Below are 13,703 nucleotides of genomic sequence, written 5' to 3'. Positions count from 1 at the left end.
GGGGAATGGTCCCCATGGGCACTCCGGCGGTCCCGGGTTAGCGTGGAGTCACCGGGCCGGACCCGGTCCACGGACGAAGGGAATGACGATGGCGGATTTCAAGGCTTCTTACGGCGAGATGGAAGCGATGTCGGGCAAGCTCGACAGCGGTCGCGAGGAGATCGGCGACATCCTGCGTCGCCTGAAGAGCGATGTGGACCGTCTGCTCGGCGATGACTTCAAGACGCAGCACGCGTCGGGGAAGTTCGGTGAGGGCTACACCGAGCTGACCACGGGTCTGGAGAAGGCCATCGAGGGCATCGCCGACATGGGTGAGTCGCTGCGCAAGATGCAGCAGGCGATCAAGGACACCGACCAGGCGCTCGCCGGCAACTGACCGTCTTCCGGCGCGCGGCGGCACTCCCGCCGCGCGCCGTCCTAGCTGGAGGATCACCCCGTGGCCGACATCATGCTGGACCTCGAACGCCTGCAGACGGCTCGAGAGGGCCTCGCCGCCGCGATCGCGGAGTTCGAGGAGGCCTCGAAGATCAACAGCGGTCTCGAGAAGGACATCGGCCGTCCCGACGACCGCACCGCCCTGCGCGACAAGGCCTCGGACTTCGAATCGAAGTGGGACGGCAAGCGCGGCAAGCTCAGCGAGAACCTGTCCAACATCCACGAGCAGCTGTCGTCGATCGTCGACGGCTGGCAGGAGTGGGATGCCGAGACCGCGGCCGACATCGAGGCGGCACGCGATACGAGCACGACGAATGTGAGAGCGGTCTGATGCGGTCACCCCACGGCGGTCACGAACTCCGGCAGCTGGAAGGCGAGGCCGAGGAGATCTGGAACCGCGGCGACGCCTGGGTCAAGCTCGGCGACGTCATGAAGCACACCGCGGCCGAGCTCACGGCGATCGGCGACTCGTCGATCCACAAGAGCAAGGGCACCGAGAAGCTCGCCGAGATGGCGAGCGAGAGCGCCGACGATCTCGAGGCGGCGGGTGTGCGCTATCGCGAGACCGGACGCGCGCTGCGCACTTACGCGAACGCCCTCGAGACGGCCCAGACCTGGCTGCGGCGCAACCTCGAGAGCGTCGAACAGGCGGAGCTGGCATACCAGTCCGCGCTCGACGCCAAGGCCGATGCCATCAGCGCGCAGAACGCGCTGACCACCGTGCCCGGGGCTGACGACCCGACCGAGGCGGAGAAGAACGCGGCCGACGCCGAGGTGTCGTCGGCGACGACGGCGCTCACCAGCGCCACCACCACCCGCGACGGCCTGTGGACCGAATTCGACCAGGTGTTCACGAAGTGGTCGGATGCCTACGACGACGCCGTCGACGACATCCAGGGCGCGATGGACTCGGCCGACAACAACGACGGGTTCTGGGAGTTCGTCGACAGCGCGCTCGACGTGATCGGCATCGTGCTGATCGTGCTGAGCGTGATCGCCCTCATCATCGGAGCGCCGCTGACAGGTCTGCTCGGACTGGTGATCCTCGGGCTGACGCTGCTCGTCGTCGGGCTCACCCTCCTGCAGTTCGCGTTCGGGAAGGCGACGTTGAGCGACGTCGCCTGGAGCCTCGTGGGTCTGCTGCCGTTCGGCATCGGCAAGGTGCTGTCGCGTGGCGCCCCCGTGCTGTCGACCGTCGTCCGCGGGGGCCGAGGCGTGACGACCGCGGCGATCCGCTCCGGGCTGCCGCGTCTCAGCCTGCTCCGCCCGACCACCTGGACATCGCCGTTCCGCTCGCTCGTCGCGCCGGTGCGCTCCTGGCTCGCGCTGCCGCGACCGGGCATGTTCGTCAACCCGTTCCGCTCGATCACCATGGGCGGCCCGGAGGCCGTGCAGGTGCAGAACTTCCTCAACACGATGCGCACGACGCCCTGGGCGAACAACCCCGGGGTCACGGAGTTCATCACCCGCACCGCGGGCGCGCTGCCCGGCCGCGGCGAGCGTCTGCTGAACGTCGGGCTGTGGACGTCGTTCTCGGCCCTCGACGGACTCGGCGTCGCCGACGCCCAGCCCGACATCCCGGTGCTCGAAGATGTGCAACTACCCTGGGGACGATGAGTACGCGCAGCGAGCGACGCATCCCGGTCGCCGGGATCGTCTGCCTCAGCGCCGTCCTGGCGCAGGCGGGCATTCTCGTCGCGTTCCTCGTCGGCTCCCTGGTGCTCTCCGGCGCGCAGGTCACGGCCGGCGGTGACCCGGCCTGGGATGCCGTCGTCCCGTTCCCGGTCTTCCCGGTGCCGCCCTGGCTCATGATCGGCCTCGCGGTGATCGGTCTCGTCGCCGGGATCGTGTGGGCGGCGACGGCCCGTCCTGCCGATGCTGCGGTGCTCACCGGCGGCGTCGGCCCCGCGGTCGCAGGCGCCTTCGCGTCAGGATTCTTCATGTTCGCCTTCGCCGACGACGGCGTGCCGCTGGGCGATTTCGGCATCGCGCTCGCGATCGGCACGGTCACCGTGGTCGTGCTCTTCGCTGCGGCCGTGATCCACGGTGCGCGAGCCGACCGGGCGGCGGCAGGCGACAGCATCGAGCAGGGGACAGCATGACCGGGCAGACGGCGACGCAGAGGCCCACGGGCTTCCACATCATGATGCCGCCCGGGTGGGTGCGCTACCTCGTCGACGACGAGGGCAAGCGCGCGCTTCTCAGGCAGACGTCGGCGCGCATGCGCGACCTGTCACGGCCCGACCTGGACGCGCAGGCCCGCACGCTCGTCGAAGGGCAATGGCGCAAGCTGATCACGTCCGGGGTGACGGCGGTGTACCTGCCCGTCGAGACGACCGAGATCCTGCCGCCCGCGAGCATCGCCGTGCGCCAGCACGTCGCCCAGCCCGGCCGCACCTTCGAGGAGTCCATCCGCGCGCTCGCCGGCGCCACCGTCGAGTCGTTCGACACCCGGATCGGCCGCATCCTTCGCTGGCGCTCCGAGGCGCAGGGCGCCGGAGAGCTGTCGGCGATCCGCACGCGCCAGGTCGGCTACGCCTTCGCCCTGCCCGGCAGCGACCGCCGCGGGCTCGTGTTCGTGTCGGCGATCCCCTTCCCCGACGGCGCCGACCCGGCGATGGTCGAGGCGATGACCGAGCTGTCCGACACGATCATGGAGACCTTCCGGTGGCGATGAACGTCGAGTACACGATCGAGCTCGACCACCGCGTCTGGATCCCGGTGCCGCTCGTCTTCCCCTGGAACGGGTATGCGGATGCCGCCACCTGGGCTCACGATCTGTCGACGAGCCTGATGTCGGGCATCGACGCGCCCGAGGAGGTGCGCGCCGCGCTCGAGCAGGCCGCGGTCGCCATGGCCGACGTCGATTCGCCTCTGCCGGGCGCACTCGAGCGGTTCTGGCACCTGCCCGTCGAGGGCGGGCCGGAGCGGCTCGTCCACCTCTACGTCACCGAGACCGAGGCCCGCACCGCCGAGGAGCTCGCCGAGCTCGCCCGAGCGGGCGTCGGCGGATTCGTGCAGACGGTCACGGTCCTCGAGGGCACGGCGTTCGACGTCGCGCTGCGCGCCGTCGTGCTCACCGACCTGCCCGATCGCCGCATCGCCGTGCTGCGCACGCTGGGAATCCGCGGTGGCCACGTGTTCGTCGTCGAGCTCATCGAGGAGCAGACGGCAGTGCTCGAGGAGCTCGAACCCGCCGTCGAGGCGCTGTTCCGCTCGATCCGCGTTCGCGTCGAGGGCGATGAGCGCCCCCGCGCCACAGCCCAGGGAGCTTGGTCATGATCCTCCGCGTCGGACTCCTCATCGTCGGGGCCCTGCTCTTCGTGTTCCTCGCCTGGGGTGCGATCACCACATGGATCACGGTGTTCAGCGAAGGCGCGGGCACGTCGATCGACGTCTCCGGCCCGGGCAACGACCGGGGCGAGGGCCCCGCTCTGGTCGGCGCCATCGTCTTCACGCTCTTCGCGCTGCTCGCCGGCGCGGCGGCCGTGGTGGCCGGTGTCGCACTGGCCAAGGGGCGCCGCTGACCGCTGACGCCGGGCTGTTCGCCCACGGCGACGGCGCTCAGTCGGGGCGCGTTTGCCGCCCCCCGGATTCCCGCGTATCATTGATCGGGTGTGCGCCCACGCGCGCCATCCGCTGTGCCTAGGCACGGAGGAGGCTCGCCGAGCGCCACATCTCAGGGAACGACCTGCGAACAGGTCACCCCCACGGCATATCCACCACACAAGGCTCGGCATCATCATGCCGCTCCGGTGGATGAATGTGAGCCCGCCGCGTCACGAATCGCAAGATCCGGATGCTGCGGGGGAGACACGAACGCTGTCACCGTGCAGCACCTGGGCGGAACCGACGGAACCGCCCAGCCGACATAGGAGAGAACGTGCCAACCATTCAGCAGTTGGTTCGCAAGGGTCGCTCGCCCAAGGTCTCGAAGACCAAGGCGCCGGCGCTCAAGGCGAACCCGCAGCAGGCGGGTGTCTGCACCCGCGTGTACACGACCACGCCCAAGAAGCCGAACTCGGCGATGCGCAAGGTCGCCCGTGTCAAGCTCCGCAACGGCACCGAGGTCACCGCGTACATCCCCGGCGAGGGCCACAACCTGCAGGAGCACTCGCTGGTGCTCGTGCGCGGCGGTCGTGTGAAGGACCTCCCCGGTGTGCGTTACAAGATCGTTCGCGGCGCCCTGGACACCCAGGCCGTCAAGAACCGCAAGCAGGCCCGTAGCCGCTACGGCGCGAAGAAGGGTTGAGTTAGATGCCTCGTAAGGGACCCGCCCCGAAGCGCCCGGTCGTCAACGACCCGGTCTACGGCGCACCGATCGTCAGCCAGCTCGTCAACAAGATCCTCGTCGACGGCAAGAAGTCGCTCGCCGAGTCGATCGTCTACACCGCCCTCAAGGGTGTCGAGGCGAAGAACGGCCAGGATGCCGTCGCCACCCTCAAGAAGGCGCTCGACAACGTGCGCCCGACCCTCGAGGTCAAGAGCCGCCGCGTCGGTGGCTCGACCTACCAGGTGCCGGTCGAGGTCAAGCCTCACCGCGCCAACACGCTCGCTCTCCGCTGGCTCGTGAGCTACGCGAAGGGTCGTCGTGAGAAGACGATGACCGAGCGCCTCCAGAACGAGATCCTGGATGCCTCGAACGGCCTGGGTGCCGCGGTCAAGCGCCGCGAAGACACCCACAAGATGGCCGAGTCGAACCGCGCCTTCGCGCACTACCGCTGGTAATCAGCTTCGTGTCGCCGGCCGGAGGCGAGCCCTCCGGCCGGCGCATCCCGAATACGTAAGGAAGACATCCCGTGGCACAAGAAGTGCTCACCGACCTCAACAAGGTCCGCAACATCGGCATCATGGCCCACATCGATGCCGGCAAGACGACGACGACCGAGCGCATCCTGTTCTACACGGGCGTCAACCACAAGATCGGCGAAACGCACGACGGCGCTGCCACCACCGACTGGATGGAGCAGGAGCAGGAGCGTGGCATCACGATCACGTCCGCCGCTGTGACGTGCTTCTGGGACAAGAACCAGATCAACATCATCGACACGCCCGGTCACGTGGACTTCACCGTCGAGGTGGAGCGCTCGCTCCGCGTCCTCGACGGCGCCGTCGCCGTCTTCGACGGCAAGGAGGGCGTGGAGCCCCAGTCCGAGACCGTGTGGCGTCAGGCCGACAAGTACGACGTCCCCCGCATCTGCTTCGTCAACAAGATGGACAAGCTGGGCGCCGACTTCTACTTCACGGTCGACACCATCGTCAACCGTCTGAAGGCCAAGCCGCTCGTGCTCCAGCTGCCCATCGGTGCGGAGAACGACTTCGTGGGCGTCATCGACCTCGTCGAGATGCGCGCGCTCGTCTGGCCCGGCGACGCCAAGGGCGACGTGACCATGGGCGCCAAGTACGAGATCCAGGAGATCCCGGCCGACCTCGCTGACAAGGCTGCGGAGTACCGCGAGAAGCTCATGGAGACGGTCGCCGAGTCCGACGAGCACCTGCTCGAGAAGTACTTCGGCGGTGAGGAGCTCACGGTCGCCGAGATCAAGGGCGCCATCCGCAAGCTGACGATCGCGTCGGAGCTCTACCCCGTGCTCTGCGGCTCGGCGTTCAAGAACCGCGGCGTGCAGCCGATGCTCGACGCGGTCGTGGATTACCTGCCGTCGCCTCTCGACGTCCCCGCCATCGAGGCGAAGGACCCGAAGAACGAAGAGATCATCATCGAGCGTCACGCCGACCGCGACGAGCCGTTCGCGGCGCTCGCGTTCAAGATCGTGACGCACCCCTTCTTCGGTCGTCTCACCTACATCCGCGTCTACTCGGGTCACCTCGACTCCGGCGCCCAGGTCGTCAACGCGACCAAGGGCAAGAAGGAGCGCATCGGGAAGATCTTCCAGATGCACGCCAACAAGGAGATGCCGGTCGACTCGGTCACCGCCGGTCACATCTACGCCGTCATCGGCCTGAAGGACACCACCACCGGTGACACGCTGTCCGACAGCGCCAACCAGGTCGTCCTCGAGTCGATGACCTTCCCGGAGCCGGTCATCGAGGTCGCCATCGAGCCGAAGACCAAGGCCGACCAGGAGAAGCTGGGTCTCGCGATCCAGAAGCTGGCCGAAGAGGACCCGACGTTCCGGGTCGAGCAGAACGCCGAGACCGGCCAGACGGTCATCAAGGGCATGGGCGAGCTGCACCTCGACATCCTCGTGGACCGCATGAAGCGCGAGTTCAAGGTCGAGGCCAACGTCGGAAAGCCGCAGGTCGCGTACCGCGAGACGATCCGCAAGTCGGTCGAGAAGCACGACTACACCCACAAGAAGCAGACGGGTGGATCGGGTCAGTTCGCCAAGATCCAGTTCACGATCGAGCCTCTCGAGGTCACGGCCGACAAGATCTACGAGTTCGAGAACAAGGTCACCGGTGGCCGGATCCCGCGCGAGTACATCGGCCCCACCGACCAGGGCTTCCAGGACGCCATGAACGTCGGCGTGCTCGCCGGCTACCCCATGGTGGGTGTCAAGGCGATCCTGCTCGACGGTGCCTCGCACGACGTCGACTCGTCCGAGATGGCGTTCAAGATCGCCGGCTCGATGGGCTTCAAGGAGGCCGTCCGCCGCGCGAACCCGGTCATCCTCGAGCCGATCATGGCCGTCGAGGTGCGTACGCCCGAGGAGTACATGGGCGACGTCATCGGCGACCTGAACTCGCGTCGTGGCCAGATCCAGTCGATGGAGGACGCCGCCGGCGTCAAGGTGGTGCGTGCCAACGTGCCGCTGTCCGAGATGTTCGGCTACATCGGCGACCTGCGCTCCAAGACCTCCGGCCGCGCCGTCTACTCCATGGAGTTCGACAGCTACGCCGAGGTCCCGCGCAACGTCATGGACGAGATCGTCCAGAAGACCAAGGGCGAGTAACCCTTTCTCCGGGACCCCTCGGCGACGCGGGGTCCCGGAGCACAACTTCACACTGAATCACCAGATCCGCCTCTACTAAGGTGGAGATATCCCCGTAGACGACCGGTCGCAAACCAGCGCCCGGACCTTCTACACGAACGTCCTGAGGAGGACCCAGTGGCTAAGGCCAAGTTCGAGCGCACCAAGCCGCACGTGAACATCGGAACGATCGGTCACGTCGACCACGGCAAGACCACGCTCACCGCAGCGATCTCGAAGGTGCTCGCCGACAAGTACCCGTCGGCCACCAACGTGCAGCGCGACTTCGCGTCGATCGACTCCGCTCCCGAGGAGCGCCAGCGCGGCATCACGATCAACATCTCGCACGTCGAGTACGAGACGCCCAAGCGTCACTACGCGCACGTCGATGCCCCCGGTCACGCCGACTACATCAAGAACATGATCACCGGTGCCGCTCAGATGGACGGCGCGATCCTCGTGGTCGCCGCCACCGACGGCCCGATGGCTCAGACCCGTGAGCACGTTCTGCTCGCCAAGCAGGTCGGCGTGCCGTACCTGCTCGTCGCGCTGAACAAGAGCGACATGGTCGACGACGAGGAGATCCTGGAGCTCGTCGAGCTCGAGGTCCGCGAGCTGCTGTCGTCGCAGGACTTCGACGGCGACAACGCGCCGGTCGTCCGCGTCTCGGGCCTGAAGGCTCTCGAGGGCGACCCGGAGTGGGTCGAGAAGATCGTCGAGCTCATGGACGCCGTCGACTCGTCGATCCCCGACCCGGTGCGTGACAAGGACAAGCCGTTCCTCATGCCCATCGAGGACGTCTTCACCATCACCGGCCGTGGCACGGTCGTCACGGGCCGCGCCGAGCGTGGCACCCTGGCCATCAACTCCGAGGTCGAGATCGTGGGTCTGCGCCCGACGCAGAAGACGATCGTCACCGGTATCGAGATGTTCCACAAGCAGCTCGACGAGGCCTGGGCCGGCGAGAACTGCGGTCTGCTCCTGCGCGGCACCAAGCGTGACGACGTCGAGCGCGGCCAGGTCGTCGTGAAGCCCGGTTCGGTCACCCCGCACACCAACTTCGAGGGCACGGCGTACATCCTGTCCAAGGAGGAGGGCGGCCGTCACAACCCGTTCTTCACGAACTACCGTCCGCAGTTCTACTTCCGCACCACCGACGTCACCGGCGTCATCACGCTGCCCGAGGGCACCGAGATGGTCATGCCCGGCGACACCACCGACATGACGGTCGAGCTGATCCAGCCGATCGCCATGGAGGAGGGCCTCGGCTACGCGATCCGTGAGGGTGGCCGCACCGTCGGCGCCGGCACGGTCACGAAGATCCTCAAGTAAGTCTTCCGACTTACCGGAGACGGAACCCCCCAGGCTTCGGCTTGGGGGGTTCCGTCGTCGATGCGGATTCGCTCCGTTGCCTAGGATGGTGAGGACATGATCGAGCACCCGCACTCGCGGCGTCCCGAATCGAGCGGGCACCCTGTTCGCGAAGGGGTCGCGCTCATCGCCACCGTCCGCAACGAAGAGCGGACCATCCACGCGTTCCTGGATGGGCTGAGGAGACAGACCGTCCACCCGCAGGAGATCGTCGTCGTCGACGGCGGCTCCACCGATCGAACCGTCGCGGAGCTGCAGGCCTGGCGGCCCCCGTGCGGATGCCGGGTGCGTGTCGTCGTCGAGCCCGGCGCGGGGATCGCCGCCGGCCGCAATGCTGCGATCGCCGCCACGCAGATGCCGAGGCTCGCGGTGACGGACGCCGGGACCGAACTCCGCGCCGACTGGCTCGAGCAGCTCACAGAGCCCCTCTCGCGCAGCGACCCGCCGGATGTCGTCAGTGGCTTCTTCGAGCCCGCGGGAAGCACCTTCGCGGAGCGTGCCATCGCCGCGACGATCACCCCGGCCGTGGACGAGATCCGCCCTGAGAGGTTCATGCCCTCCAGCCGATCTGTCCTGTTCAGCCGCGATGCATGGACGAGGGTGGGCGGCTATCCGGAGTGGCTCGACTATTGCGAGGACCTGGTCTTCGACTTCGCGCTGCGCGACTCGGGGGCACGCTTCGAGTTCCAGCCGAAGGCGATCGCGGGATGGATCGGACGACCGAACCTGCGCGCGTTCGCGAGGCAGTACTTCCGCTATGCCCGTGGCGACGGGAAGGCCGGTCTGTTCCCCCGGCGACATGCCGCGAGGTACGTCGCGTATTCGTATGCGCTTGCCTCAGTTCTCTTCATCACGAAGCTGCCTGCGCTGTTCCTCATCGGCTGTGGCGGGCTCGCCCTCTACATGTTCCGTCCAGAGCAGCGGGTGCTCGCCCGGCGCGCTCGGTTCACTCGAAGCGAACTGATCCGCGCCGTCCTGCTCGCGCCGGTCATCGTGATCACCGGTGATCTTGCCAAGATGGCGGGCTACCCGCCGGGCCGCGTGTGGCGTCGGAACCGTTCCGGCAGGCCGACGGCATGAAGGGCCGACGCAGTGCTGCCACGCCCACAGGGCAGCGGCGGGTGATGGTGTGGCGTGACCTGGTGCTGCCCGGCTCGGAGACGTTCATCCGAAACCAGATCGATGCGATGACGCGATGGGAGCCCGTGCTGGTGGGTGTTCGCAGCATCGAATCACCGATCCGGCGGGACACCGATGTCGTGCTCTTCGACGACTCGTTCTTCGGACGCGTCGAACGTCGACTCTTCGCGGTGTCGGGCTGGTCTCCTCGGCTGGACCGTCTGCTCAAGAAGGGCGGTGTCGGCCTCATCCACGCGCACTTCGGCATGGGGGCGGTGAGTATCGCGCGCACCGCGCGTCGCCTCGGCATCCCTCTCATCGTCACGGTCCATGGCAACGACGTGACGAGAACAGACCTGCGGTCGGGCACCGGCGGCCGCGAGGGGCGCGCCTACGCGCGGAGATTGACCGACGCGTTGCGCTACGCGACCACCGTCGTAGCCGTATCGCACTTCATCGCGCGGCAGGTATGCGACGGCTATGGCGTTCCTGACCACAAGGTGACCGTGCTGCCGATCGGCGTTCCGTCCCGGTCTCCCTCGGCGGAGACGGAGCCGCAGCGAGACATCCTCTTCGTCGGGCGCCTCGTCGCCAAGAAGGGCGTCAGCGATCTTCTGACCGCGGTCGAGGTCGCGGGTCACCGGATTCCACCCCCCTCGGTGTGCATCATCGGAGACGGCAAGCTGCGCGAGCAGCTCGAGGCAGAGGCGCGGGCGCGGGGAGTGAACGCGACGTTCGCCGGCGCGCGGAGCCCTGATGATGTGGAGAAGGCGATGCGGGCTTCCCGTCTCTTCGTGGCGCCCTCTCGCACTGCACCCGACGGTGATGCAGAAGGACTCGGAATGGTCTTCCTCGAGGCGGCGCGGGCGGGACGCCCGGTGATCGCGTATGACCACGGTGGCGTGGGCGAGGCAGTCGTGGACGGGGTCACCGGAGTCCTGGTGCCCGAGGGCGATACCGCCGCGCTCGCCGACGCGATCGTGCAGCTTCTCGGCGACCCCGAGCTCCGCAGCAAGATGGGTGAAGCAGGTCGGCGCCGTGTTGCGGAAGACTTCGACATCCGCACGTGCACCGCCGACCTGGAGGACGAGTTCGACCGAGTGGCAGGTGGTGGATAGTGGCGCACCCGGCTGACGCCGATGGCGGCGTGGAGCAGGACTCGCGGATCTCGGTGGTCATTCCCACCTACAACCGCGCGGACCTGCTGCCGCGGGCCGTGCGCGCCGCCTTCGCGCAGACTGTCGCGCCGGCGGAGGTCATCGTCGCGGACGACGGCGGCGATGACGAGACGCGCGCGATGATGGCGCAGCTCACCGCCGAGTTCGGTCCGTCGCTCGTGTACACGCGAACGCCCCCCGAGATCGGCGGTGCATCGGCCGCAAGGAACGCCGGAGCACGAGTCTCGCGCGGCGACGTGCTCGCGTTCCTCGACGACGATGACTGGTGGGACGCTGAGTACCTGGCGCAGGCGATGACCACGCTGCGCGCCGAAGACGCCGAGATGGTGCTGACGCCGAACTGGATCGTCATCGATGAGGAGCGGCGACCGTTCATGACTCCCAGCGAGTCGAGCTTCTCGACCTTCCGTCCTGGGATGACCGGCTCGAACATCGTGGTGACGAGGAGAGCGTTCGACCGTATCGACGGCTTCGATCCCGCGATGTGGGTGATGAACGACGTCGACTTCTTCGTCCGTGCTCGGTCGGCCAAGACGCGCATCGTCGCCGCACGGGAGCGTCTCGTGTATCTCGAAGGCAGGGGAGTCGGTCACCTTTCGTCCGCATCGGAGCGCCGGGCTCTCGGCTTGGAGCACTTCATCGAGGTCCACAGATCGGAGATGGACCGAAAGTCCATCCGGTTGGTGAAGCGCCGCATCAGCGTCGCCAGAGCGGCATCCGCTGTCAGCATCCCTGCTCGCGTGCGTCATACTCTGGCAGTGATGTGGTTCTCGTCGGTCAGCGACTACACCGGGACGTTGAAGCGGAGGCTCGATGGACGCCGTCGGTCCTATTGACGTCGTGATCCTGTGGGTCGACGTCCGCGACCCCGAATGGCAGTCTGCCCGACGTGCCGCCCGCGGAGGGTCGGCAGATATGCGGTACACCGGTGCGGACAACGACTGGGATACGCTGCGCTACCTTCTCAGGAGCATCGACCAGTACTGTCCGTGGGCGCAGCGGATTCACCTCGTGACCCCCGGCCACGTTCCGCATTGGCTGGTTGAGAGCCATCCGCGACTCTCGGTGGTCGACCAGCGCGTCCTGCTTCCACCGGATGCGGCGCCCTCGTTCAACTCCATGGCCGTGGAGGTGAATCTGGACCGGATCCCCGATCTCGCGCCCACCTTCGTGTACTTCAACGACGACATGCTCGTGCTGCGGGAGACGACCGTCCGCGACATCGTCCCTCGCGGGCGTCCGGCTGGATTCGCCGTTCAGAACGCGCTCACCGCATCCAATGACTGGTCGCACTGGGTGCTCAACGCGGTGGGCGCCGTGAACTCCGTCTTCGACAAACGTCGTGTGATGCGCGCTCGACCGGCGCAGTGGTTCAGCCCACGCTACGGACGCCACGTGCTCCGAAACATCGCGCTGCTCCCGTGGGGATCGTTCACGGGGTTCTTCGAGCCTCACGTGCCGATGGTGCTGCGCACCAAGACCTTCGCGGATGTGCGACGTCGACTGCCCGAGCTCATCGAGACGACGACGAGATCTCGTGTGCGCTCGCTCAGCGATGTGAGCCCCTTCCTGTACCGCTATTGGCAGCTGTGCACCGGTGACTTCAGCCCGGTGTCGCCAGACGCCTATGGCCGGTTCTTCGAAGTGAGCGCCGCGTCATTGGACGCCGTGGAAACCCACCTGCGGTCGAGCAGGTCGCTCTTCGTCTGTCTGAACGACGGACCGGATGCCCATGCGGACGGTGTGCGGGAACGTCTGCACGCCCTGCTGGACGCGCGTTTTCCGCATCCCTCCGCCTTCGAACGTGAGCCGGCAACTCAGCCGGGATAGACAGCCCGGGCGATGGCGGGGTGAGCGCGACTGGCAACACGGTGGGACAGGATCATCTCCGGGTATCGGCTGTAGAACTTCGCCATGGAGGCGATCTCCCTGAGCCAGGGCATCCAGCGGAACCTACCCGAGGTCTCGCGCGCCCAGCCGTGGGTCGCGGTCGCCGTGGGCGCGAGGAGGACGCGCACCCCCTGCTGCCACGCGCGCAAGCCGATGTCGGAGTCTTCGTAGTAGATGAAGAAGCGCGAATCCCAGCCGCCGATCCGCTCGATGGTCGCGCGGGTGCCGAAGACCGCGGCGCCCATCAGCCAGACGACAGGACGGGGAGCCGCGCCGTCAGAGGTCAGGAGATACCGGTGGTCGTCTCCGCGCAGGCGATTTCGGATCTTGGCCGTCAGCAACGGGAAGCCTCGTCCGTTGGGCTGGATCGTCCCGTCGGGGTCGAGGAGCTGCGGGCCGACGACGGCGCCCGTCTCGCGCGCGAGCTCTTCAAGGCGATCGATCGCGGCCGCGTCGATCCCGACGTCCGGGTTCACGAACCCGATGAAGTCTCCGCGCGCCGTCGCGAGGCCGGCATTGTTGGCAGCGGAGAAGCCGACGTTCTTCGGCAGCCTGATGACTCGCGCCCCCAGCGTCTCGGCAAGCGCTGCGCTGCCATCGCTGGAGCTGTTGTCGACCACGATCCACTCTGTCTGATCGTCGATGTCTCGGTCGTGCCAGAAACGCATCAGCGCTTCCCGGCTGTTGTAGGTCACCGTGATCAGTGACCGGCGCGGGCTTGAATGCGGCAACGTGCCTTCCACGGTCTGCTTTCATGAATCGGGGGCGGTTCTCGCCG

General features: G+C 67.3%; 16 protein-coding genes. 15 read left to right on the top strand and 1 reads right to left on the bottom strand.

Annotation, left to right across the window (positions count from 1 at the left end):
- Positions 1 to 88: 88 nt before the first annotated feature.
- The 15 genes from ACFC1W_RS03765 (at position 89) to ACFC1W_RS03695 (ending at position 12,865) form a co-directional block, all read left to right on the top strand.
- Positions 89 to 376 (top strand): WXG100 family type VII secretion target, encoded by a 288-nt coding sequence (locus ACFC1W_RS03765; protein WP_191766954.1) that lies wholly within the window; start codon positions 89 to 91, stop codon positions 374 to 376.
- A gap of 60 nt (positions 377 to 436) precedes the next feature.
- A complete protein-coding gene (locus ACFC1W_RS03760) occupies positions 437 to 766 on the top strand; it encodes a flagellar protein FlgN (protein ID WP_191766111.1) in 330 nt (109 codons plus the stop codon).
- On the top strand, positions 766 to 2,052 hold the full coding sequence (locus ACFC1W_RS03755; RefSeq protein ID WP_375988792.1) for a hypothetical protein: 1,287 nt from the start codon (positions 766 to 768) through the stop codon (positions 2,050 to 2,052). Before ACFC1W_RS03760 ends, ACFC1W_RS03755 begins: the two co-directional genes overlap by 1 nt.
- Positions 2,049 to 2,537, top strand: coding sequence for a hypothetical protein (locus tag ACFC1W_RS03750; protein ID WP_375988790.1), 489 nt, complete (start codon positions 2,049 to 2,051; stop codon positions 2,535 to 2,537). Before ACFC1W_RS03755 ends, ACFC1W_RS03750 begins: the two co-directional genes overlap by 4 nt.
- On the top strand, positions 2,534 to 3,112 hold the full coding sequence (locus ACFC1W_RS03745) for a hypothetical protein (RefSeq protein ID WP_241112718.1): 579 nt from the start codon (positions 2,534 to 2,536) through the stop codon (positions 3,110 to 3,112). The genes ACFC1W_RS03750 and ACFC1W_RS03745 overlap by 4 nt, the downstream gene beginning before the upstream one ends.
- Complete coding sequence (locus tag ACFC1W_RS03740; protein WP_375988788.1) at positions 3,103 to 3,717, top strand: hypothetical protein; 615 nt, start codon at positions 3,103 to 3,105, stop codon at positions 3,715 to 3,717. Before ACFC1W_RS03745 ends, ACFC1W_RS03740 begins: the two co-directional genes overlap by 10 nt.
- Positions 3,714 to 3,962 (top strand): hypothetical protein, encoded by a 249-nt coding sequence (locus ACFC1W_RS03735; RefSeq protein WP_375988785.1) that lies wholly within the window; start codon positions 3,714 to 3,716, stop codon positions 3,960 to 3,962. The genes ACFC1W_RS03740 and ACFC1W_RS03735 overlap by 4 nt, the downstream gene beginning before the upstream one ends.
- Positions 3,963 to 4,318: 356 nt before the next feature.
- Positions 4,319 to 4,687 (top strand): 30S ribosomal protein S12, encoded by a 369-nt coding sequence (rpsL, locus tag ACFC1W_RS03730; RefSeq protein WP_018171438.1) that lies wholly within the window; start codon positions 4,319 to 4,321, stop codon positions 4,685 to 4,687.
- Positions 4,688 to 4,692: 5 nt separating this feature from the next.
- Positions 4,693 to 5,163 (top strand): 30S ribosomal protein S7, encoded by a 471-nt coding sequence (gene rpsG / locus ACFC1W_RS03725; RefSeq protein ID WP_056117669.1) that lies wholly within the window; start codon positions 4,693 to 4,695, stop codon positions 5,161 to 5,163.
- 71 nt (positions 5,164 to 5,234) lie between these two features.
- Positions 5,235 to 7,349 carry an elongation factor G gene (gene fusA, locus ACFC1W_RS03720; protein ID WP_241112721.1) on the top strand — a complete coding sequence of 705 codons (2,115 nt, stop codon included), beginning with the start codon at positions 5,235 to 5,237 and terminating at the stop codon, positions 7,347 to 7,349.
- A gap of 156 nt (positions 7,350 to 7,505) precedes the next feature.
- On the top strand, positions 7,506 to 8,699 hold the full coding sequence (gene tuf, locus ACFC1W_RS03715; RefSeq protein ID WP_375988781.1) for an elongation factor Tu: 1,194 nt from the start codon (positions 7,506 to 7,508) through the stop codon (positions 8,697 to 8,699).
- 96 nt (positions 8,700 to 8,795) lie between these two features.
- Positions 8,796 to 9,818, top strand: a complete 1,023-nt coding sequence (locus tag ACFC1W_RS03710; protein WP_375988778.1) for a glycosyltransferase — start codon at positions 8,796 to 8,798, stop codon at positions 9,816 to 9,818.
- Between the two features lie 44 nt (positions 9,819 to 9,862).
- Positions 9,863 to 10,975: a glycosyltransferase gene (locus ACFC1W_RS03705; RefSeq protein WP_375988776.1), complete on the top strand. Its 1,113-nt coding sequence runs from the start codon at positions 9,863 to 9,865 to the stop codon at positions 10,973 to 10,975.
- Complete coding sequence (locus ACFC1W_RS03700) at positions 10,975 to 11,871, top strand: glycosyltransferase family 2 protein (protein ID WP_375988774.1); 897 nt, start codon at positions 10,975 to 10,977, stop codon at positions 11,869 to 11,871. Before ACFC1W_RS03705 ends, ACFC1W_RS03700 begins: the two co-directional genes overlap by 1 nt.
- Positions 11,849 to 12,865, top strand: a complete 1,017-nt coding sequence (locus ACFC1W_RS03695) for a stealth family protein (RefSeq protein WP_375988771.1) — start codon at positions 11,849 to 11,851, stop codon at positions 12,863 to 12,865. Before ACFC1W_RS03700 ends, ACFC1W_RS03695 begins: the two co-directional genes overlap by 23 nt.
- Here ACFC1W_RS03695 and ACFC1W_RS03690 read toward each other — a convergent pair.
- Positions 12,853 to 13,620 (bottom strand): glycosyltransferase, encoded by a 768-nt coding sequence (locus tag ACFC1W_RS03690; RefSeq protein ID WP_375988769.1) that lies wholly within the window; start codon positions 13,618 to 13,620, stop codon positions 12,853 to 12,855. The genes ACFC1W_RS03695 and ACFC1W_RS03690 overlap by 13 nt on opposite strands.
- Positions 13,621 to 13,703: the final 83 nt, after the last annotated feature.

Source organism: Microbacterium sp. NPDC056003 (assembly GCF_042274785.1).
GTDB lineage: Bacteria > Actinomycetota > Actinomycetes > Actinomycetales > Microbacteriaceae > Microbacterium.
This window is presented reverse-complemented; position numbering and strand designations above follow the sequence as displayed.

Excerpts from the sequence above, each read along its gene's own strand:
- ACFC1W_RS03765 (WP_191766954.1), top strand. The coding sequence starts at position 89 with ATGGCGGATTTCAAGGCTTCTTACGGCGAGATGGAAGCGATGTCGGGC.
- ACFC1W_RS03755 (WP_375988792.1), top strand. The coding sequence starts at position 766 with ATGCGGTCACCCCACGGCGGTCACGAACTCCGGCAGCTGGAAGGCGAG.
- ACFC1W_RS03750 (WP_375988790.1), top strand. The coding sequence starts at position 2,049 with ATGAGTACGCGCAGCGAGCGACGCATCCCGGTCGCCGGGATCGTCTGC.
- ACFC1W_RS03745 (WP_241112718.1), top strand. The coding sequence starts at position 2,534 with ATGACCGGGCAGACGGCGACGCAGAGGCCCACGGGCTTCCACATCATG.
- ACFC1W_RS03735 (WP_375988785.1), top strand. The coding sequence starts at position 3,714 with ATGATCCTCCGCGTCGGACTCCTCATCGTCGGGGCCCTGCTCTTCGTG.
- rpsG (WP_056117669.1), top strand. The coding sequence starts at position 4,693 with ATGCCTCGTAAGGGACCCGCCCCGAAGCGCCCGGTCGTCAACGACCCG.
- ACFC1W_RS03710 (WP_375988778.1), top strand. The coding sequence starts at position 8,796 with ATGATCGAGCACCCGCACTCGCGGCGTCCCGAATCGAGCGGGCACCCT.
- ACFC1W_RS03705 (WP_375988776.1), top strand. The coding sequence starts at position 9,863 with ATGGTGTGGCGTGACCTGGTGCTGCCCGGCTCGGAGACGTTCATCCGA.
- ACFC1W_RS03695 (WP_375988771.1), top strand. The coding sequence starts at position 11,849 with ATGGACGCCGTCGGTCCTATTGACGTCGTGATCCTGTGGGTCGACGTC.